Annotated in this window: 20 protein-coding genes and 1 pseudogene; 11 read left to right on the top strand and 10 right to left on the bottom strand. The window is 62.4% G+C overall.

Going from position 1 to position 20827, the window contains the following annotated elements; translation table 11 throughout:
• Positions 1–8 precede the first annotated feature (8 nt).
• From F2982_RS27545 to F2982_RS27535, 3 genes are all read right to left on the bottom strand, one after another.
• Complete coding sequence (locus F2982_RS27545) at positions 9–338, bottom strand: hypothetical protein (protein WP_112711140.1); 330 nt, start codon at positions 336–338, stop codon at positions 9–11.
• Positions 335–1123: a DUF2092 domain-containing protein gene (locus F2982_RS27540; protein ID WP_203430615.1), complete on the bottom strand. Its 789-nt coding sequence runs from the start codon at positions 1121–1123 to the stop codon at positions 335–337. Before F2982_RS27540 ends, F2982_RS27545 begins: the two co-directional genes overlap by 4 nt.
• Before the next feature lie 207 nt (positions 1124–1330).
• The gene (locus tag F2982_RS27535) at positions 1331–2071 is read right to left on the bottom strand and encodes a cysteine rich repeat-containing protein (RefSeq protein ID WP_246777619.1); all 741 of its coding nucleotides are present in this window, start codon (positions 2069–2071) and stop codon (positions 1331–1333) included.
• Between the two features lie 465 nt (positions 2072–2536).
• Here F2982_RS27535 and F2982_RS27530 point away from each other — a divergent pair, with 465 nt between their 5' ends.
• The 4 genes from F2982_RS27530 to F2982_RS27515 all read left to right on the top strand — a co-directional run bounded on the left by F2982_RS27530 (position 2537) and on the right by F2982_RS27515 (position 6811).
• On the top strand, positions 2537–3751 hold the full coding sequence (locus tag F2982_RS27530; RefSeq protein WP_203430613.1) for an alpha/beta hydrolase: 1215 nt from the start codon (positions 2537–2539) through the stop codon (positions 3749–3751).
• A gap of 10 nt (positions 3752–3761) precedes the next feature.
• A complete protein-coding gene (locus F2982_RS27525; protein WP_203430612.1) occupies positions 3762–5702 on the top strand; it encodes a mechanosensitive ion channel family protein in 1941 nt (646 codons plus the stop codon).
• A gap of 100 nt (positions 5703–5802) precedes the next feature.
• A complete protein-coding gene (locus tag F2982_RS27520) occupies positions 5803–6225 on the top strand; it encodes a cysteine rich repeat-containing protein (RefSeq protein WP_203430611.1) in 423 nt (140 codons plus the stop codon).
• Positions 6226–6229: 4 nt separating this feature from the next.
• The gene (locus F2982_RS27515; protein WP_203430610.1) at positions 6230–6811 is read left to right on the top strand and encodes an OmpA family protein; all 582 of its coding nucleotides are present in this window, start codon (positions 6230–6232) and stop codon (positions 6809–6811) included.
• 18 nt (positions 6812–6829) lie between these two features.
• On the opposite strand, the pseudogene F2982_RS27510 reads toward F2982_RS27515, so the two are convergent.
• Positions 6830–8609, bottom strand: a pseudogene (locus tag F2982_RS27510) (hypothetical protein).
• Between the two features lie 229 nt (positions 8610–8838).
• On the opposite strand from F2982_RS27510, the gene F2982_RS27505 reads away from it, so the two are divergent.
• A complete protein-coding gene (locus tag F2982_RS27505) occupies positions 8839–9309 on the top strand; it encodes a hypothetical protein (protein ID WP_199628230.1) in 471 nt (156 codons plus the stop codon).
• A 27-nt stretch (positions 9310–9336) separates the two neighbouring features.
• Positions 9337–9843: a CYTH domain-containing protein gene (locus F2982_RS27500; protein ID WP_203430609.1), complete on the top strand. Its 507-nt coding sequence runs from the start codon at positions 9337–9339 to the stop codon at positions 9841–9843.
• On the opposite strand, the gene F2982_RS27495 is transcribed toward F2982_RS27500, so the two are convergent.
• From F2982_RS27495 to F2982_RS27485, 3 genes are read right to left on the bottom strand one after another with little or no spacing between them, the layout of a single operon-like run.
• Positions 9833–10771 carry a DUF2950 family protein gene (locus tag F2982_RS27495; protein ID WP_203430608.1) on the bottom strand — a complete coding sequence of 313 codons (939 nt, stop codon included), beginning with the start codon at positions 10769–10771 and terminating at the stop codon, positions 9833–9835. The genes F2982_RS27500 and F2982_RS27495 overlap by 11 nt on opposite strands.
• A 26-nt stretch (positions 10772–10797) precedes the next feature.
• Entirely contained in the window at positions 10798–12165 is a 1368-nt protein-coding gene (locus F2982_RS27490) for a DUF3300 domain-containing protein (protein WP_203430607.1), read from the bottom strand.
• Positions 12166–12207: 42 nt separating this feature from the next.
• Positions 12208–12522, bottom strand: a complete 315-nt coding sequence (locus tag F2982_RS27485) for a hypothetical protein (RefSeq protein ID WP_199628234.1) — start codon at positions 12520–12522, stop codon at positions 12208–12210.
• 309 nt (positions 12523–12831) lie between these two features.
• Here F2982_RS27485 and F2982_RS27480 point away from each other — a divergent pair, with 309 nt between their 5' ends.
• The 5 genes from F2982_RS27480 (at position 12832) to F2982_RS27460 (ending at position 18160) form a co-directional block, all read left to right on the top strand.
• Positions 12832–13173, top strand: a complete 342-nt coding sequence (locus F2982_RS27480) for a DUF3302 domain-containing protein (RefSeq protein WP_112711152.1) — start codon at positions 12832–12834, stop codon at positions 13171–13173.
• Positions 13173–14330: an HlyD family secretion protein gene (locus F2982_RS27475; RefSeq protein ID WP_130281516.1), complete on the top strand. Its 1158-nt coding sequence runs from the start codon at positions 13173–13175 to the stop codon at positions 14328–14330. Before F2982_RS27480 ends, F2982_RS27475 begins: the two co-directional genes overlap by 1 nt.
• Before the next feature lie 69 nt (positions 14331–14399).
• Positions 14400–16118: a SulP family inorganic anion transporter gene (locus F2982_RS27470; RefSeq protein ID WP_203430606.1), complete on the top strand. Its 1719-nt coding sequence runs from the start codon at positions 14400–14402 to the stop codon at positions 16116–16118.
• Positions 16119–16138: 20 nt separating this feature from the next.
• Positions 16139–16981 (top strand): polyphosphate kinase 2, encoded by an 843-nt coding sequence (gene ppk2, locus F2982_RS27465; RefSeq protein WP_112711155.1) that lies wholly within the window; start codon positions 16139–16141, stop codon positions 16979–16981.
• 30 nt (positions 16982–17011) lie between these two features.
• Complete coding sequence (locus F2982_RS27460) at positions 17012–18160, top strand: AI-2E family transporter (protein WP_203430605.1); 1149 nt, start codon at positions 17012–17014, stop codon at positions 18158–18160.
• Positions 18161–18162: 2 nt separating this feature from the next.
• Here the strand turns inward: F2982_RS27460 and F2982_RS27455 are convergent, their stop codons facing one another.
• The 3 genes from F2982_RS27455 to potE form a co-directional block, all read right to left on the bottom strand.
• The gene (locus F2982_RS27455) at positions 18163–18399 is read right to left on the bottom strand and encodes a hypothetical protein (RefSeq protein WP_112711157.1); all 237 of its coding nucleotides are present in this window, start codon (positions 18397–18399) and stop codon (positions 18163–18165) included.
• Positions 18400–18521: 122 nt separating this feature from the next.
• On the bottom strand, positions 18522–19448 hold the full coding sequence (locus F2982_RS27450) for an amino acid ABC transporter substrate-binding protein (RefSeq protein ID WP_203430604.1): 927 nt from the start codon (positions 19446–19448) through the stop codon (positions 18522–18524).
• A 14-nt stretch (positions 19449–19462) separates the two neighbouring features.
• The gene (potE, locus tag F2982_RS27445) at positions 19463–20824 is read right to left on the bottom strand and encodes a putrescine-ornithine antiporter (RefSeq protein WP_130281526.1); all 1362 of its coding nucleotides are present in this window, start codon (positions 20822–20824) and stop codon (positions 19463–19465) included.
• Positions 20825–20827: the final 3 nt, after the last annotated feature.

Here is a 20827-nt window from a genome sequence, read left to right as displayed (position 1 = left end):
TACCGGCCCTATTGCACGACGACGCGCACATAGACGCCGCCGCTCTTGGCGTAATAGCCGGAGCCGCAGCGGTAGTAGTAACCACCATAATAGGCGCCATAGACGCACCCAGCCGGAAGAACCGCAATCGTTGTTGTCGTCCACATGACGGTGCGGCGCGTCGTGCGCCGCGCAACGCCGGCATAGGAGAGCGGCGTCAGCGGCCGGCCGATCACGGCTCCGGCGGGTGTCGCGAACTCGACCGAGACAGGCATCCATCCATCCGGTTTCACGTCAGCCTCGGCGAAGAGAAAGGCACCGCTCAGCGCGGCGAGAAGGAACGGCTTCACGTATCTCATTTGACTTCTCCGGGCTGGGTGGGCGCAGGCAGCTCGTCGAGCGATTGTAGCTCGCTCAGATCCACCTTCTTGGCATTGGCTGGAATCTCGATCTTGTAGGAGGCATTGGCGACCTCCGAACCGGTCTTGAAATCGCTGATCTCAAGCGTGTATTGCGGCGCCTGGCCGACATGCTTGCTGGTGATGACGTAGCGGCGCGGGATCGGCTTGTCGCCGGACTGGATCCAGATCTGCCAGTCGATCTCCGGCGTGCGGAAGGTCAGATATTCGCACTCGACTCCGCCGACATAGGCGCTGGAAATATGCTTCGCCGAGGTCACATCCGTCATCAGCAGGTTGAAGGCATTTGCCGCCAGGAGATCGGCACCGGGCGCCTCCATTCCCGCGCCGATCAGCCGGTCGAGCAATTCATCCACCGATCCCTTCGCCTCGATCGACGCATAGGCATCGAGATTCTTGCCGTGCACCGTCAGCGTCGAACCATCGAAACTGACATCGACATCGGCAAAGCCGCCGGTTCGCGTTACCCGCAGCTTGTCCGGCCGTGACAAACTGGCGGTACCGGAGCTGACGAATTGCAGCTTCTCGAAGTCGGGCGTGACGGCCTCGACCGCCGACTGATAGGTGAAGGACATCGTCTTCTGCGCCGCGAGATAATCCGACATGGCCTTTAGAATGGCCTCCGCATCATCCGCGGCCGCCGGTTTGGGCAGGATCAGGCAGGCCGCGAGCGAGCCATAGACGACGAGACGTGCAAGCTTTCCGATGGGAGAAACCGATGACATGGCAATGCCTTCCATTTGGGTCTTGTTGTTTCATCGAGTATCCGCCGGCGCGGATCGGAGATGCCTTCCGTGGCGCTCCGGCATGCAGAATTTTCGGCAGGCGAAAGCGCGGCGGAAACGCGCCGCGCGATTAGCGGGGATCATGGATCAGGGATGAACCTCCGCTCCGCCTCCCCTCGAAGCGGATGGAGACATTAGGCACCGAAGCTAGAGACCGTTGGTCAGCACATGCTGGCAGGTCGGCGACAGGCGCTGAAAATTCTCGCGCAGGCAATTCACCCCGCGGCCACCGCCGAGCATCACCGATCGGCAATACGCCCGGAAATCCGGACCGCAGGTACGGCGCATGACGATCAACTCTTCGCGCGGTGTAAACGACGCCATCGGCATCGCCGCGGGCGCGCCGCCACCGGCCGTCTTGGCGGTATTGGCCGCGGGCGCCGATCCGCCACCGCCGAGCGCGCCGACCGCCGCCTGGCAGGATGGCGAGAGCGCCGCATTGTGCTGTTGAAGGCAGGCAAGCGCCTGCGATCCGCCCGGCGTCACGCCCGAGCACTGCGCCATGAAATCCGAACGGCAGGCCGATTTGATCGCATTCCGCTGCGCATCCGTCGGCTGTCCCGCTGGTTTCGGCGGAGCGGCAGGCGCTGCTGCAGCGGTCGTTGGCTGAGCCGCGGGTGTCTGCGCCGGCGCAGCGTCGCTCGATTTCTTCTTGCCGCCGAGCGCCGAGATCGCATCCCGGCACGCCTTCGAAAGTGACGCGTCATGCTGCTGCAGACAGTTCAGCGCTTCCATGCCTCCGGGCGTCACGCCTGAGCATTGCGCGATGAAGTCCGACCGGCAGGCCGAGCGGATGGCGTTCCGCTGCGCATCCGTCGGCTGCTGCGCGTAAGCGGCGACCACCGGGAGGCACAGAGCACCCGCAAGCGCCAGGGCCGCCAGCCTCATCGGCCGAAAACCGGATTTTTCATACAGAATTATCGCCCGAAAGGCCACAAATTTCCCCATCGTTACCTCCCCCAAGGAAGAACTTTCCGGAATATGCAGAAACGTGGCAGACCAAGGAAATAACGCAGGCCGGACAATCAGAAACCACGCCTCAAGTCTATCTTCGATTATTATAAATTAGCACAAACGGATACTATCGGAAAGCTTGTGAAGGCGTGAATTTTTCTGACAATTACAAGGCGTATATTCATCGACAGCTTGTTTTCTTGAAGACAACAAATACCTGCCGCCGCCGGAGGCAAGGCCGGGGCGGGTCTCAGGAAAGTCCGCCATATGAAGCGCCGGCCGGATCAAAAGGGGCAGCCGTCCTTACAGATATTACATGATGCTACAGGCCCCGGTCGACACCAACTGCTAGCGTTCGCCTCCAGGACATCCCCTTCGAGCAGCAGCCGGAATGTGCAGATGGTAAAACGCGTTGCCCCTATTCTCCTTCTCCTGTTGCTGACGGGTTGCGGGCATCCTGATGGCGTCATGGTGCCGGTCGCGGCCTCGACGGTGGCCCCCGTGCCATCGAAGGTGGAGATGCTGGTGGCGACGACACGCCAGCCATCCGGCGACCCCGCCACGCTCTTCAACGGTGAGCGCAGCCCGAAACCCTACCTGACGCAGATCACCGTCTCGATCCCGGCGAAGCGCGAGGCGGGTACCGTCGAATGGCCGAAGCGGCTGCCGCCCAATCCGGCAACTGAGTTTGCCGTCACCCATGTCTCGCAGATCGATACGATCGCTCAGGGGCGGACGTGGTTCAGCCAGCATACGAAGGGTGGCCATGCGCTGGTCTTCATCCACGGCTTCAACAATACCTATGAGGATTCCGTCTTCCGGCTGGCGCAGATCGTCCATGACAGCAAGATGAATGCGGTGCCGGTGCTTTTCACTTGGCCCTCGCGCGCAGAGATCACCGCCTATCAATACGACAAGGAAAGCACCAACTATTCGCGCACCGGCCTCGAGCAGGCGCTGCGCACGCTGGCCGCGGATCCGAATGTGAAGGACATCACCGTCATGGCCCATTCGATGGGCTCCTGGCTTGCGATGGAATCGCTGCGCCAGATGGGGATCCGCGACGGCCATGTGAATTCGAAGATTCACAATGTTATCCTCGCCTCCCCCGATATCGATATCCAGGTCTTCGCCAAGCAATATGTGGAGATGGGCGGCGCGCCGCGTCCGAAGCTGACGATCTTCGTCTCGCAGGACGATAAGGCGCTGGCCATCTCCAGTTTCATAACCGGCCGCGTCTCCCGTCTCGGCGCGATCAATCCGGCCGAGGAGCCCTACCGCTCGAAGCTTGAGGAAGCCGGCATTACCGCCATCGACCTGACCAAGGTGAAAAGCGGAGACGGCCTCAATCACGGCAAATTCGCGGAAAGCCCGGAGATCGTCCAGCTCATCGGCCAGCGGCTGATGACCGGACAGACGCTGACGGAATCCAACGTGTCGCTCGGCGAAGGTATCACCGCTGTGGTCGGCGGCACCGTATCGAATATCGGCACGGTCGCCGCAACGGCGGTCGCGGCGCCCGCGATCATCGTCGACCAGCCACACCGCGCCAAGAAGAAGGCAGCCGACCAGACGCTGAGCGGCGATCTGGAACCACAGACGCTGACGCAGTAGGGATGTCATCATGAGATGGTTTCTGTCTCTCGCCGCCGCATTTTTCCTCGCCTTCGGCGCCTTGGCGCAAACCGCTCCGCCTGCTCCCGCCGCTTCACAACAGAAGATCGACGACCTCGTGCGCCTGTTGCAGGACCCCGACGTCAAGGCCTGGCTCGACACCAGGGCCGCCGCGGCGCCCCCTGCAGCAAAGCCGGCGCCAGCGGCTGAAAGCTCCCCTTTGGCAAAATGGGAGGCCGCGGCACGTGGCCGCGTCCATGAAATACTGACGGCAATCCCGAATATTCCGATAGAGATCGGAGCTACCATCCTCCGTGTCCGGCAGGATGCGACGAGCCGCGGCTATGCCCCCGTCTTCGTCATCTTCGGCGGCCTCGTCGGCCTTGGCCTGATCGCCGAAGGCGTCTACCGCAAACTCGCCGTCCGTCGCGAAACGCTGATTGGCCGGCTGATCCCGATCGGCATCTTCACGGCGGCGATGGCGATCGTCTTCTTTGTGGTCGACTGGCCGCCGCTGGCGCGCATTTCGCTGCTTGCCTTTCTCTCCGCCTTCGTTGTCTTCCGCGTCGTTGCCGTTCTGCTTGCAGCGGCCGCCTCGACGCCTGCCCTGCGCAGACGGCTGACGCTCATTGCCGGGGTTCTCTGCCTGGCGATTTCGATCGCCGCGCTCGGCGAGCCGCTCGGCGTCTCGGCCCCGGTCACCGATGCCATCAGCTACTGCTTCTCGGCCGTCGTCCTGCTTCTGGCGATCGAAGCCCTCTGGTCGACCTCCGGCAAGACCCTGTCGCGAAAGGCCGCGCTCGCCGCATTTCTCGTCCTGCTCTGGCTGATCTGGTGCGTGAACATGCGCGGCCTCTTCTGGATCGGCGTCTATGCGCTTGCCCTGCCGTCAGCGCTGAACACCGTCGGCCGAATCGCCGGTTCCTTCGTCAGCGATCTCAGCAGCCTTCAGGGCATTATCGTTGTGCGCGGCGCACGCGCGATCGCCATTGCGCTCGCCGTCGGCTGGCTCGTGCTCGTCTGGCAATTCAATCCCGATACGCTGGGGCGCCGCGATCCGATCTTCGCCGCCCTGTTCTATGGCGCATTGAAGAGCATCCTGATCATCGTCGTCGCCGATTTTCTCTGGCAGCTGGCCAGAGGCTGGATCGACCGGACGATCCGTGTCTCGACCGATACGACATCGCTCGCTCCGGCGGATGCCGCGCGGCGGGCACGCTTCCGCACTCTTCTGCCGATTTTCCGCAATGCGCTCGCCGTCATCGTCGCGGTCATGGCCGGCCTCATCGTGCTGTCGCAGATGGGCGTCCAGATCGCTCCACTGATCGCCGGCGCCGGCATCTTCGGCGTCGCCATCGGCTTCGGCTCGCAGACGCTGGTGAAGGATGTCATCAGCGGCGTCTTTTACATGCTCGACGATGCCTTCCGCGTCGGCGAATATATCCAGGCCAAGGATTACAAGGGAACAGTCGAAGGCTTCAGCCTGCGCTCGGTGCGCCTGCGCCATCACCGCGGGCCCGTCTTCACCGTCCCCTTCGGCGAACTCGGTGCGGTGGAAAACATGAGCCGCGACTGGGTGATCGACAAGTTCAGGATCACCGTCGGCTTCGACACCGATATCGAAAAGGCGCGCAAGCTCACCAAGAAAGTCGGCGAGGACTTGAAGGAGGATCCCGAACTCGGAAAGCTCTTCATCGAGCCGTTGAAGATGAAGGGCGTCGAACAGTTTGCCGATTACGGCATCGTCCTGAGCTTCGCGATGACAACGGTACCGGGCATGCAGACCTATATCCGCCGCAAGGCCTACGCCAAGATCCGCGAAGTTTTCCTCGCCAACGACATCTCGTTTGCCCAGCCGATGGTGCAGGTCGGCGGCGACGACAAGGGAGGAGGCGCAGCCGCCGCCCAGGCGCTCAGGGCCCAGCAGGCTGCGGCCACTCCGGCGAAATAAGCCCGTAAACGCAGCTGTTCGCTACCGTATTATACGTCCCCCGCAGCGCCGCTTCGTGCGACTTTCGCCGCGACGAAAGTCAGAGCGAGGGAGAACCAACATGTTGAAACGCCGATTGTTATTGGCGGCAGTTGCCTGCATGCCGATGATCTTTGCCGCAACGGTCTCAGCACAGACGCTGAGCTACGCGGATGCCGTGACCAAGCTTGCCGATGATTGCGGCAAGGACATCCAGAAACTCTGCAAGGGGCTGAACCTTGGCGGCGGGCGCATTGCCGATTGCCTGCAGCAGAATGCAGACAAGGTATCGCCGACCTGCAAGGCGTCGCTGGCGACCGTCTTCCAGTCGATCACCCAGCGCGAACACGCGCAGACCGCCTACCGGCAGGTCTGCCAGCGCGACATGTCGAAGAGCTGCTCGGGCATCAAGGGTGACGGCTTCGTGCTCGCCTGCCTGGTGAAGAAGGAGCCGCGCGTCAGCAAGGAATGCAATCAGGTCATCACCGATGCAGGTTGGAGATAAAGCCATGAGACACAGCATTTCCAGAACCATGCTGCTTTTCGCCGCCGGGCTGCTGCTCTCGGGAACCGCCTCCGCGCAAGAGGTCTCGCAGGAACGGATCGTCAAGGGCCTCGGCAAGTTGACCGCGGCCGCCCCAGCGATCGATCTCGAAATTCTGCGGCAGGAGGCGATCAGCGGCGGACACAAGCCGATGGCGGAGCTTCCGAACTGGAAGCGGATCGCCAAGCTGCCACAGATGGTCGTCGAGATCAATTTCGAGAACGACTCCGTTGCCATCCAGCCGCAGTCCTACCGCACGCTCGGCCTGATCGCCGATGCGCTGCATCATCCGAATCTTTGGGCCTACAAGTTCCTCGTGGTCGGCCATGCGAGCTCGACGGGCGATGAGAAGCACAATCTCGAACTCAGCGAGCAGCGGGCGGCGGCGATCAAGGAAGCACTCTCAACGACCTTCGCGGTCGATCCACAGCGGCTCTACGCCATCGGCGTCGGCGAGTACCTGCCGATCGAAGGCAGCGATACCGCGGCATCGAACAACCGCCGTGTCCAGCTGATCAATCTCGGCGTCTTCAAGAGCAAATCCTGATCACGGCTCGCTAGAACTCTACTTCTCGGTCACCTGCCTGTCGTCCAGCGGCAGGCCGGCGGCCGCGAGGCCGGCGAAGAAACGTTCCTGATCCTCGGGCCGTGCCAGACGCCGGCCGATCTCGCGCCTGACGTTTGGAATGAGAGCCGGCGAGCGGGTCTTGATCCAGGTGAGCTGCGTTGCGGCCTCATCCTTCTTTCCGAGCGTGCCGAGAATGGCGAGCAGCACCAGACGGTGCATCGGATTGTAATCGAGATCGGACATGCGCGACCAGAGCTCGGCCGCCTGCGTATCGCCGCGCATGAAAGCGCAAAGCGCCATCCCGACCTCGTAATAGCCGCGCGGCCCGGCATTCTTGCTGACGGCTTCCGAAACCAGCGCGCAGCCCTTGTCCCATTCTCCGGACATCGACAGGCGCACGCCGTATTCGCCGGCAACCTCGGTATCGTTGGGATTGATGGCATAGGCGGCTGCCCCCGCCCGCATGGCGCCGCCGTTGTCGTTTTCGAAGAAGTCCGCAAGCATCAGCGCCTGGAGAGCGCGCGCATTTTTCGGGTCCAGCTGCACGGCGCGTTGGGCGAGATCCTTGGCGAGCTTCAGCGTCTCAGCATCCGGCTTGGTGTTCAGCTGGTAGGGAAAGCGGAACTCGTCGAGATAGGTGAGCGACAGAAACGCCGCCGCGTTGGAGCTCTCCGGCGCCTTTTCGATGGCTTGCTGCAGGCAGGCTTTCGTTGCGCCATGGGCCGCAAGCGTCAGTTCGGTGCGATAGCTGTAATAGGACAATGTACAGGAGAACGCATCGGTGCTTCCGGCAATGCTGGCGGCATTTGTCTGGAACATGACCCCGAACGGCCGCGCCACCGCGGTCACGATATCGTCGGCGAGGCTGGCCTGGGTCTTCAGGATGCCCTGCACCTTCATATCGGCATCGTAATTATTCGCCCAGATGACGGCTCCATCGGCGCGCCGCATCAGCCGCGCCGTCGAGCGCAGCGTGCTGCCCTCGAGCCGGACGCTGCCCTGCAGCGCATAGAGCGGCTCGGGCGCGGCCTGACCGCTCCTGCTTTTCGGCAGGGCGGCAACGACGACGATGTCGTTGAAGGGAACCAGCTTCTCGATGACATCGTCGGTGATGCCCCTCGATATATCGGAGGCAAGCGTACCTTCCGAGGTGCTTTCGAACGGCTCGACCAGAATGGTCGCGTGGTTCACCGCCGCCGGTGGCGTGGTGCCGCCGAATTCCCAGCCATGCAGCATGGCGGATGCGGCGACGAGAACCAGCAGCGCGCCGCCGGCGACGAACCAGTAGCGGACAAGCGGCCAGTTTTGATCGGCAATGCCGCTGCTGAGACCGCGCCGGACCCATTTTTCCTGCCGACCATCATCTCCCGAGAAGGACGCGCGGGCGGGCTCCACATCCTCATCTGCAGCCTCCTGCCTGACGTCGAAGACCGGTGCATATCCCCCGGGGAACGGTGATGATCACCCGATCTGCGCTGCCATCCGTCAGGTAATAGTGCTCGAGCTCCCGCCTCAGCCGGCCGGCCTCGATGCGCACGCAGGGGTCCTGCTGCGCGTCGAAATTCGCATCACGGCCGAAGACGGCCTGGGCAATGGTGAAAGCCTTGAGATAATCGCGCCGCCCGGCCAGCGTTTCGGCCACGACGAATTCGAGAAACCGTCTCGTCCGCTCGGGAAGACGGAATTCCGGGCTCAGCAAAATGCGCTCAAGCTGCTCCCGTACCTCACCCTCGGCCGGAATACTGCTGGTAGCGCTGTCAACACTTGCACTCGCCATCGGCTCCCCAGCCTCCGATTCCGTACAATTTGCAGCTTGATGCGCGACGATAATCCCAAGTTGCAGCCGCCGCAACGCAGGAGAAATATTAAATCAGATTACTCTTAATAACCCGAATGTGTAGGCACATGCGGTGCAATTCCGCGGCCCAAACGTAGGCTACAGTATCTTACTGCCCTCGCTTCTCCCCGCGCCTTATCATCTTCTCAACACTCTGGAGGAGATGGCGATGACAGCACCTGAAACGTCCACATCCAAACCCATGGCGAGCGCCGAGGAGCTGCGCAAACGCGCGCTCGAACTGCAGCTTCTGGAAATGGAGCGCAACGACAAGATCAAGGCGCGCGAAGCCAAGAAACATGCCGAATTCGTCGAGGATTTCTTCCGCAAGCATATCGGGGAAACCGAGCGCGCCGTCATCAAGCGGCTGGTGATGAAGGCAGCGGCGGACGGCAAATACGAGGCGCTGATCTACAGCTTCCCATCAACCTTCTGCACCGACAGCGGCCGAGCGATCAACAACAACCTTCCCGGATGGCAGAAGACGCTGCAGGGCCGCGCCAAGGAGCTGCACGAGCTCTTCGAAGAGGTTGCCAAGCCGCAGGGCTACGGCCTGAAAGCGATGATCATCAATTTCCCCGACGGCATGCCGGGAGATGTCGGCTTCTTCCTCACTTGGGAACCGCCTGTCGAGGAGTAAGACAGGCATCGACGAAGGATTGGCACGTTGAAACTGACCGAGATCGAGCGAAAGTTCCTGGTCCGCAATGACGGCTGGCGCTCCTGCGCCGCCGATCCGCATGTCTTTCAGCAGGTCTATCTTTCCCGCCGCGACCAGACCACCGTCCGCGTCCGTCTCATCGACGGCACTTCCGCGCTGCTGACCATCAAGTTCCGCAGCGTCGGCTTCACCAAGCAGGAATATGAATATGAGATCCCCGTCGACGAGGCGATCGACCTGCTCACCAAGGCCGGCCATGTGCTGGAGAAAACCCGCTACCACGTGCTCCACGACGGCAGGAACTGGTATGTCGACGTCTTCGGCGGCCCCTATCAGGGGCTGACGCTTGCCGAAGTCGAAATGGCGAGTGAGGAAGATTGCCCCAATCTGCCGCAATGGCTGGGGCGGGAAGTGACGGGCAAGAAGCGCTATTCCAACCGCGCCATGGCCGCTGCGCTGAGGATTCCTCCGCCAACGCAGGGCCATGCCGCCGCCGCTGATATCAGTCGTTGACGACGCTCCAGTTGGCGTCCGGATTGAAATCCTTGATCGCCGCCGCCCGCTCTTCGGTCTTAGGCCCGAGATCGCGCTGATAGATGACGTTCATCGCGTTGACCATGAAGGTCTGGACACCCGTCACCCGGTATTTGACCGGCCAGGCGATCAGTGCGAAGCCACCGGTCATATAGCCGTTGACGATATAGCTCTGCTTGCCGCCGAGCACATTGTCACCCTGGCCCGTCAGGATCCGGTAGCGGTAACCGAAATAGCCCTCCCCGCGCTTGGCAGCGCCAAAGGTGGCGTTCTCGACGAGAGCGCTTGCCGGGCTTTCCTCGGGATAGACATTCGGATCCCAATAGAGACCGTCGAGCTTGCCGGGGCTGCTGATCAGCTTGCGGGCAAATTCCTGGATGCCGTCGCCGTCGCGGTCTTCCGAGACGTATTGATACTGGGCCGCCACATATTCCCGCATCGTATCGATGGTCGCGAGCTCGTTCTCGCCGACACGGCGGTTGACGATCTCCTCGAGGCCGCGCTTGGTATCGAAAGCCCATTTGCCGTCCTTGTTCTCAGTCAGCGGAAACGGCAGCGGCCAGAGCCGGTCGCCGATCGTGACGACCTTCATGCCTTCGAAATCGCGCATCGTAACCTGCCGCTCGGCGCCTTCGCGGATCAGCCCATAGGCAATCATTGCCGCGTTATTGGCACGCAGCTTGTCGGCCTTGAGGCCCAGCAGGCTCGCGAGATCGTCGATATTGTTGGAGACGAGCACCGCCTTCAGCCGGTCCAGCGCCAGCTCGGGTGTGTCGAAGGTCTGTTGCGGCGATGTTGCCCGGTATTCGGCGAAATCGCTATTGGATTGCGCGTACGCTGGGGCGGCTGGCAGTGCGCCCAGCGCCGTCGCAAGGATGAGCGGAATTACGGTCGAACGACGTTTCATGATGTAACTCCCGGGTTGAAAGGGTCTCAGCGGCGCCGGCCGCCGCCACCACCACCGCCGCGATGGGCAGGCGGACGCCTGTGCTGCGCAGGCCGCGATTGCGGGCGATGCCCGCCCATGCTCTGTCCGCCACGCTTGGAGGCGACGGCCTCGCGCCGGCCGGACTGGACATTGCCGAGCGCGCTTTGCTGGCGTGCGCGGTTGTCGGGCCGCGCCGCCATCTGCGGCTTGTTCGGCCTCTTCGCCGCCGCCTTCTGCGCAGGTTTGTTTGGCCGGTTGGCGGAGTTCTGCGGGCGGTTGTCAGGCCGGGCCGCGGCGTTCTGCCGGTTGCCGGCGGCAGCCTTCGGTTGCGGCCGGTCCTTCAGCCCCTGCGCCGTTCCCTTGCGGATGTCGTCTGCGCGTGCAGACATGGCGCGATTGGCGGGCAGCTGGCTCGCCTTGAGATCGGACGCGCGATTACGCAACTGGTTGCGATTGTCGCCCTGCAAACCCGATTTAATGGCCGAACGATCGATCTTCGCCAGTTGATCCCTGTTGATATTCAGCTTGCTGCGATCAACCTTCGTCCAGTCGACATCATTCCACTTCAGCTTTCCGTTGAAGTTCCGGTCGTTAAAGCAATTGTTGCAATCGATATCGACATCGCCGTTCCACCGGCCGCCCCAGACGCCCCAGTCATCCCAGTTGACGATCGCCGCCCAGGCAAGACCGGTCACGGCGCCCGCGAAGAAGAGCGCTCCGGGGTAGTAATAGTTGTCGTAATATTCGGGATAGTAGGAGATCGGCTGCGAAACATAGGCCGGCTCATAGAGCATTTCCGGCGGATATTGCGGGATGTAAATCTTTTCCGGATTGGTCGGGCGGATGATGATGTTGTCGTTTTCGGTAACGACCGTCACCTTGTCATCAGTCTTGATGATGTTCTTCGCCACCGCCTCGTCGCGAAGCTGCTGGATGGCGATCAGCACGTCCTTCTGCTGGTTGGTCAGCGCATCGGCGAGCGACTGGGTCCAGTCGAGATCGTCGCTCATCATCTTGACGATCTCGGGATAATTCAGGAGCGAGATGACGCTGCCGTCCCAATCGCTCTTCGGCTTGAGATCGGCATTCTTCTTTTTCGCGTCGAGGAAGCGTTGCGCCTCGATGATCTGCAGTGGGAAGAGCGAAGCGGACGATATGGCCGCGACGAGTTCATCGGGATAGAGGGCGATCCGCGCCACCAGCACTTCGAGCTGGTCGTCAGTCAGCAGCGCTGCCGGGGCTTCGGCCGCCGCCGTCTGCGCCGGTGCTGCGGTCGGCTTCGCAGCCTGCGCATAGGCGGGAGTGGCTGGGTGCAACGCGATGATCGCGATAACGGACAATCCGCTGAGCAGTTTGCGGGAAATTGCTTTCATCGCTCAAAGACCTCCCTTGGATTTATTGAATGGCAGGCAAGCTCAAGGCGATTTCCGGCCGTTCTCCGGCGATTGCCGGAGGACGACGATCTTCGACTGGGCGATGGCCTCGCCCATCTCTTTCAACAGCGCATCGACGAGACCCGCATATTCCAGCTGCCGTGCATCACGGAGCGTCTCGGGAAGCCGGTCTGTCGTCGCCATGGCCTGTGCCGCAGCGGCGAGATCCTCGCACATGCTGTGGAAGGCTTCGTTCACGTAAAAAAGCCGCTGCACGAGCCGCTTCTGGTCGGGGAAGTAAACCTCTGCCGCCTCCAGCGCCGACAAATATGCAGAACCACCCTCTCCCGACACCATCTCCGCCCCCGCCGAACTGCGCCAAGCAGACATGTGAAATATATAGCAACCGGCTCTGTCGCAGACGTAAAATACGTGATCCTACGGCGGCTGGTTTCGAAAAAGCCTTTGAATTCAATCCTAATCGGCCGAGAAGCGCGCCGTCCCCGCTCGCCCCTGCAGCCGGGACTGCTCTCGCCTGTCCGCCCGTCCTGATCGCGCCGATAGAGATTACGCGATGCTACAGGCCTCACCGGCAAAACGGGTCTAACATCCGCCTGTCGAATAGCGATCAAAACGGCTCGTTCAGACCAGCCGGAGGGAGGAGCCGTGTTTCTCGACTATTTTGCCCTGGGGGTCCTGGTCTTCGTGGTCATCACCCTTTTCTATGCGGTGATCGCGATCCATGACATTCCGCATCTCATCGCCAAATCGCGCAATCATCCGCATCAGGATGCAATCCATGTCGCCGGCTGGGTGAGCCTCTTCACGCTGCACGCCATCTGGCCGTTCCTCTTCATATGGGCAACGCTCTATCGCGAGGATCGCGGCTGGGGCATCCGCCAGGATGGAAAGCTGTCGGCCGAGGCCGAGGCAAATGCCGAAATCGCCCGTCTGCATGCTCGCATCGCCGAGCTCGAGGGACAGACGCCGCAGAGGGAGAATGCCTGATGGATCTGCTCCTCATCCTGACCTATGCCGCGATCTGCTGGACGATCTTCAAGATCTTCCGCATCCCGGTGAACCAGTGGACGCTCTCGACCGCCGTTCTCGGCGGCGTGTTCCTGATCTCCGGCCTGTTGCTGCTGATGAGCTACAACCACCCCTATTCGAGTGACGGGCGCATCTACTTCACCTCGGCCCCGGTCATCCCCGTCGTCGGCGGCCAGGTCGTCGAGGTTCCCGTGACCCCGAACGTACCGCTGAAGAAGGGCGATGTCCTCTTCCGCATCGACCCACGGCCCTATCAGTTCGCGGTGGATCAGAAGAAGGCGTCGCTTGCCGAAGCCAAACAAACCGTTCTGCAGCTGAAGGCCGCACTCGACGCCGCGAACGCGGCCGTCACCGGCGCCGAAGCCTCTCGCGACCGGTCGTTGCAGGCCTTCGAGAAGTTCCAGCAGTCCAACGAGAATTCGAAGTCGAGCGGCCGCGGCGCTGTTTACTCCGAACTCGAAGTCGAAAACCGCCGCGGCATCTATCTGACGGCAGAAGCAGCGGTTGATACCGCCCGCGCCCAGGCTGCCCAGGCAAAGCTCGCCTATGAGGCCGAAATCGACGGAACGAACCCGACCGTCGCCCGGCTTCAGGCGGAACTCAACAATGCCGAGTACGAGCTCGATCAGACCACGGTGCGCGCACCGACGGATGGCTATGTCACCCAGGTCTTTCTACGTCCGGGCATGATGGCCAATCCGCTGCCGCTTCGCCCGGTCATGGTGTTCATCAACAGCGAGGACCGGATGCTTGCCGCAGCCTTCATCCAGAACTCGCTGCAACGCGTGCGCGTCGGCGATGATGCCGAGGTGTCGTTCAAGGCCGTGCCCGGCAAGATCTTCAAGGCGCGCGTTCAGGAAGTCATCGACGTCATGGCGCAGGGACAATTGCAGCCGAGCGGAGCGCTGATCGACCCGCAGGCACCCGAGCGCGTCGCGCCCGGCCAGACGCTGGCACGCATCGAGATCCTGGAAAATACCGATCAATATCAGCTACCTGGCGGCGTCGTCGCCGATGTCGCCGTCTACACGCACTATTGGCACCACGTCGCCATCCTCCGCAAGGTTCTGCTGCGGATGAGCGCCTGGATGAACTACGTGTTCCTCGAACATTGATGCAAAAGGCGGCTCGCGCTTGGGCGGGCCGCAGACAACGGAGATGCAGTGAAACGATAGGAGCAGGCGGTGATAGGCAGTCTACCGATGTTGCGAGGCCTGACCGGCTTCAACAAGGACTGGTTGCGCAGTGATATCCCGGCCGGTCTGTCGATCGCCGCCGTCGGCCTGCCGAGCGCCATCGCCTACCCCGCAATCGCCGGCCTGCCACCCGAGACCGGGATCTATGCCAGCATCGTCGCACCGATTGCCTATGCGATCTTCGGTCCCTCTCGCCTGCTCATCGTCGGACCCGATGCCGCGACCATGACCGTGCTTGCCGCCGCGATGGGAACGATCGTCGCGGCGGCCCCGGCCGGAGCTGAGGTCGACCGTGTGGCGATCGCCGCAGCACTCGCGCTCGGAGTCGGCATCTGCTGCATCGCCGCCAAGCTGTTGCGGCTCGGCATTCTCGCAAGCTTCCTTTCGCGCCCCATTCTCGTCGGCTTCTTTGCCGGTGTTTCACTCTCGATCCTCGTCGGGCAGATCGGCCGTTTCACCGGCGTGAAGATCGAATCCGAGGGATTGATTGCGCCGTTGCTGGAGATCGCGGCGAAGGTTGCCGGGATCCACTGGCCCTCGCTGCTGCTCGGGCTCGCGATGTTCGCGCTGCTGTGGATCGTCAAGGCCTTTCGCTGGCGCGTTCCCGGCCCGGTTCTGGTCGTGGTGATATCCGTGATCCTCTCGGCGCTTTTCGATTTCCAGGGCCGGGGCATCGCCGTCGTCGGCGACCTGCCGAGCGGGCTGCCCGCCTTCTCGATCCCCGCCTTCCAGCATATGCCGCTCGACAAGATCATCCTCGGTTCTGCCGCGATCTTTCTCGTCAGCTTCGGCGCCGGGATCGTCGCGGCCCGCAGCTTCGGATCGCGCACCGGCGAAGAAGTGGATGCTAACCAGGAGCTGATCGGCATCGGCGCCGCCAATATCGCGCCAGGCCTCTTCGGCTCTTTCCCGGTCAGCGTCTCGGACTCCCGTACCGCGATCAACCTGTCGACGGGCGGCGTTTCGCAACTCTCCGGCCTGGTCTCGGCGGCTACGCTGATTGCCGCACTCGTCTTCCTGCACGGCGCCCTTCGCATCCTGCCGATCCCGGCGCTCGCCGCCATTCTGGCGACGGCGGCGATCAGCCTCATCGATATCGACGAGCTCAAGAAGATCTGGCGCATCAGCCGCATGGAGTTCATCTTCGCGCTGATCGCCATGTGGGGCGCGATCAGCTTCGGCGTGCTGAACGGTGTCGTCGTCGCCGTCGGCGCCACCTTCGTCTATCTGCTGCGCCAGACCATGTTTCCGCGCGACGGCCTGCTCGGCCGCATCGAGGGCCGGCACGGCTTCTTCGATCTCAAGCGCTATCCGGAAGCCCGTCCCGTCGAGGGCGCGGCGGTCTTTGCGGTGCAGGGGAGCATCCTTTTCTACAATGCCGACTATGTCCGCATCCGGCTGACCTCCGTCATCAAGGAGCTTCCACCGGAGACCAGGTGCCTGGTGCTCGATGCCAGCGCGATCAGCCAGATCGACAGTACCGGCGCCACCGCTCTGGAGGCCGTGGCCGAGCTTCTCCAGAAACGGAACATCACCTTCGCCATCGCCGATCTCAGCGAGGACAGCCGGCCGATCCTGGAACGCGCCGGTGTGATCAAGGCGATCGGTGCCGAGAACCTTTTCAATGGCAGGGAAGAAGCCCTGCGGACGCTGATCGGCGACATCGACCAGATCGGCCCGGCCGCAGTCGCGCATAACGCACCTTAAACACGCCAGGAGGGAGAGCCATGGAAGAGAACTACGAACCAACCGAGGCCAATGGCGACGCAACGCCCAAGACCAAGGCGAAAAAGAAAAAGAAGGCCTGGGATTACGACAAGGAAATCGTCCGCCTGCAGGTGGAGCTTGCGCATCTGCAGGCCTGGGTAAAGAAATCCGGCGCCCGGATCGTAATCGTGTTCGAGGGGCGCGACGCTGCCGGCAAAGGCGGGATGATCAAGCGGATCACCGAGAAGGTCAGCCCGCGCGTCTTCCGCGTCACGGCACTGCCGGCACCGACCGAGCGCGAGAAATCGCAGATCTACATGCAGCGCTACATCGCCCATCTGCCGGCCGCCGGCGAGATCGTCATCTTCGACCGCAGCTGGTACAATCGCGCCGGCGTCGATCGGGTCATGGGCTTCTGCAGCGACAAGAAGGCGCAACGCTTCCTCGAGCTCGCACCGCGTTTCGAAGCCGCGATCGTCGAAAGCGGGGTCATCCTGCTCAAATATTTCCTGACCGTCAGCGAGGAAGAGCAGGAGCGCCGCTTCCGGCGCCGGATCGACGATCCGATGCGGCAGTGGAAGCTCAGCCCGATGGACGTCGAATCCTACCAGCGCTGGTGGGACTACACCCGCGCCTATGATGAAATGCTGCGGATGACCGATACCAATCATGCACCCTGGTGGATCGTGCCTTCCGACGACAAGAAGCGGGCGCGCATCAACTGCATCTCGCATATTCTGCAGTCGATCCCCTATGAGCGGCTGAAGTTCGACGAGCCCGATCTCGGCAAGCGGCAGAAGCGTCCGTCCGACTTCATGGAAGACCGCAGCGTCCGCCATGTCGTGCCCGATACGACGGCTTAAGCAGCCGGGCGGGGACAGGCGGATACCGGGATGGAGCAGACAACCGAGAACACGGCTCCACGAGCCGATTCAGGCCAGATCTCGATTGAGGCCCGAGTGAGCGATATCGTCCGGCTGGGCATCATTGCGCTCTTTGCCTATTGGACGATGGTGCTCATCGCGCCGTTCCTGCTGATCGTGATCTGGTCGGCCATCCTGGCGGTCGCGCTCTATCCATTGTTCGCCACAGTGTCGCGGCTGATCGGCAACCGGCCGGTCATCGCCGCAATCGTCATCGTCATCGGTTGCCTGGTGCTGATCATTGCGCCGCTGGCGCTCGTCGCCGTGAATTTCGCCGACACGGTACAGGGCCTGATCGGCAAGCTATGGTCCGGCAGCTTCACCCTGCCTGCCGCCCCTGAAGCCATCAAGGCATGGCCTCTCGTCGGCGAACGGCTGCATGAGTTCTGGAACCAGGTCTCCGGCGACCTCGCCTCCACCATCATCAAGTTCCAGGCGCCGATCCGCGAGGTGATGGGCGTGGTCGTCACCAAGCTCGCCTCGATCGGCGGCGGCGTCCTGAGCTTCGTCGTCTCGATCATGCTTTCCGGGCTGTTCCTGACGCGCTCGGCGCGTCTCGCCTCGGCCGTTCAGGTGCTGGCAAACCGGGTCGCCGGCGAAAAGGGTGTAGGATTTGCCCGGCTGGCCGGGAATACCGTGCGCAACGTCTCACGTGGCGTCATCGGCGTTGCCTTCCTGCAGACCCTGCTATGCGGCCTCTGCTTCGTCATCTTCGGCGTTCCCGCCCGCGGAGCGCTCACCTTCCTGGTCTTCATGTTCTGCGTCATGCAGATCGGGCCGGGACTGGTGATCCTGCCATTGATCATCTGGGCCTGGTTTTCCTGGCCGGCGGGGCTGGCGCTCGTTTTCACCTGCGTCGCGGTGCCGATCACCCTCGTCGACAATGTGCTGAAGCCGATCCTGATGTCGCGAGGTCTCTCGACGCCGATGCCCGTCATCCTGATCGGCGTCATCGGCGGCACGCTCTCGCATGGTCTTCTGGGACTGTTCCTCGGACCGGTCATCCTCAGCGTCTTCTATGAGCTGCTGCGCGCCTGGGCCTGGCCACCGGCAGCGCCGGAGAATGCGGCCACGGATCCGGTCGTCGGCCTGCATGGGCAGCTGGAGCGGAACCTCTAGGTTTAGCGCTCGGTGCAGTATACGACGATCTCCTGCTCGATTTCGCGGCATATCTGCTCGTATTCGGTCACGAGCTTCTCTTCCCTTGGCCACTGATTGCGGAAGCGGTCGAGCGCATCGACAGCCAGATCATAGGCTTCGAACATCTCCCCGAGCGCCTCGCTGCTGACACCCGCCAAGAGATGACGGATGTCGGGCAGTCGTAGCATCAGTTTTCTGCGGCCGCGTTCTCGGCTCATGGATCAGCTCCGCGTTCAACGCACTCCCCGTGCATCTAATACGAAGCCAACAAGGCATCAGATCGTTCCCCGCGATCACAAAAATGTATCGATCCGGGACCGAAGAGGTCAAAGACATATCCCTATTCGGGCAAAGCCGTCTGCTGGAAGAATGTCACGGTTGCAATATCCGGCGGCCCGAACCAGGTGGTGAAGAGCGCCGGGAAATCCTGTGCGGCATAGGTCTGGCTCAGCGCCCGGTCGACGGCAGCGCGGAAATCTTCGTCACCCCGCGCCAGCTCGAGGCCGAGCGGTTCGAAGGTGAAATAGCGCTGGATGACGATCAGGTTGCCTGAATTGTCGCTGCGGGCCGCTGCATCCATCAGGAGCGGCATATCGCCGAAGAGAACAGCCGAGCTTCCGTCCAGCACGCGCGTGATCCCCTCCTGATAGTTGGCGACCGCTGTCGCCGTCGCCGCGAGCTGGAAGGTCTTGATCCTCTCCGAAAGCCAGCTCTCGCTGGTGCTTCCGGCAATCGAGGAGAAGGTCTTATGCTCGAGGATCGTTCGCGCAGGAGATCCGCGCCAGACCGGCCGGTCGGAGGGCTGCCCATATTGCAGCACCTCGCGCAGCGCCAACGGCGAACTGGCGCTCAGCAGCGCGCCCGTGCCGCTCGGGAAGATCGGCAGCGAAAAGGAAACCACCTGCCGCCGCGTCAGCGTCACCGGCTCGGCGCCGCAGACGATATCGGCAGCACCGCTCTGGATCGCCTGCGTCTTTGCGTCGCCCGCAAGCGAGACCCATTCGACGTCGAGCTTTTCCAGCTGCAGCTGCGTCTTCAGGCTGTCGGCGATCTTGTTGCAGAGGGCAACGGCATAGCCATCCGGTTTCCCCTGCCCGCCGTCGAAAGAGAAGGGCCTGGCATCCGGGTCGTAGCCGAGCTTGAGCGCGCCGCTCGACTTGACGCGGTCGAGCGTCTGGGCCGAAGCCGGAACGGCAATCGCCAGCGCGGCGGCAGCCGCTGCCAAGGAGATGGCGGCAAGCGCCCAACGGGGATTCTGTCCTGACATGTCTGGTCCTCCCGCTATTGGCCGGCCGGGACGCGGTTCGCGCCGGTGGCGAAACGCGGGGCAATCAGGCCGTAGATGATGAAGCCGATACCTGTGACGATCATGCCGCCGAGCACCGCATCCTTGCCGGAGGCGTAGATCGCAAAGACGCTATAGGCCATGCCGATGATCACAACCGTCGCATTCAGCCGGAATTTCGACTGCGGCACACCCGCGGCCTTCATCATCACGAACAGCGCCGAAAGCGAAATGATGTAGGGCAGCACGTTGGTGACCACCGCGAGATTGACGAGCGCCGAGAACTGCTCGCTCAGCGTCGGCGATATGGTCATCAAGGCAAGGCCGGTCTGAACGATACCAAGGACGATCATGCCTGGGACCGGAGCGCCCATCTCGTTGACCCGTTTGAAGATCGACGGAAACATCCGCTCTTCGGCCGCCGTGCGCGCCGTCTGCGCGATCGTGAACTGCCAGCCGAGCAGCGATCCGAGGCAGGCTAGTACCGCAAGCGCCATGATGATCGAGCCGATCGTCGGATTGAACATCGTGGCATAGGCGAGCGCGAACGGACCGGTCGAGCTTGCGAGATCCGCATTCGGAACGATGCCCTGGATGACCGTCGTCGACAGGATGTAGATGACGGCGGCTCCGAGCGTGCCGAACATGCAGGCAAGCGGCACGTCCCGTTTGGGATTTTCGACCGCATCCGAGTTTTGCGCGGCCGACTCCATGCCGAGGAAGGCCCAGAGTGTGAGCGAAATGCTCGACCCCATGCCCTGCGCGATGCTCAATCCCTTCGGGTTCCAGGCGGCGGCGAAGGTGCTGGAGCTGAACCACAGCCAGCCGATGATCGACAGCAGCCCCACCGGTATGATGACACCCCAGACCGTGACCGAGCCGATGCGCCCGGTGATGCGCGGCCCGCCGAAATTCGCGGCCGTTGTCAGCCACAGAAGCACGATCAGCGCCAGGCAGGTCATGACGGGTGTCGAGGTCAGCACCGGGAAGAAGCCGGCAAGATAGCCGACCGCCGAGATGCCGATGGCAACATTGCCGACGGCAAGCGACAGGAAATACAAGAAGAAGACCATGAAATAGCCGTCCTTCCCGTAGGCATCCTCCGCATAGGCGGACATGCCGCCCGGCCGCTGGTTGAACAGCCCCGCCTGCGCGAAGCCATAGGCGATCGCCATCGAGCCGACGGCCGTTACCAGCCAGGAAAGCAGCGAGATCGCGCCGACCTGTGCCATGTTGGCCGGCAGCATGATGATGCCGGATCCCATCATGTTGACGGCAACGATGAAGGTCAGCTGCACCAGGTTCATCTTCTTCTTGGCCGTCGTTTCGGCTGCAAGATGCATTGTGTTGTCGGTCATGAT

It is taken from the genome of Rhizobium sp. BG4 (genome assembly GCF_016864575.1).
Classification (GTDB): Bacteria; Pseudomonadota; Alphaproteobacteria; order Rhizobiales; family Rhizobiaceae; genus Rhizobium.
The sequence above is the reverse complement of the archived record's forward strand: the minus strand, read 5'-3'. Positions and strand labels throughout refer to the sequence as shown.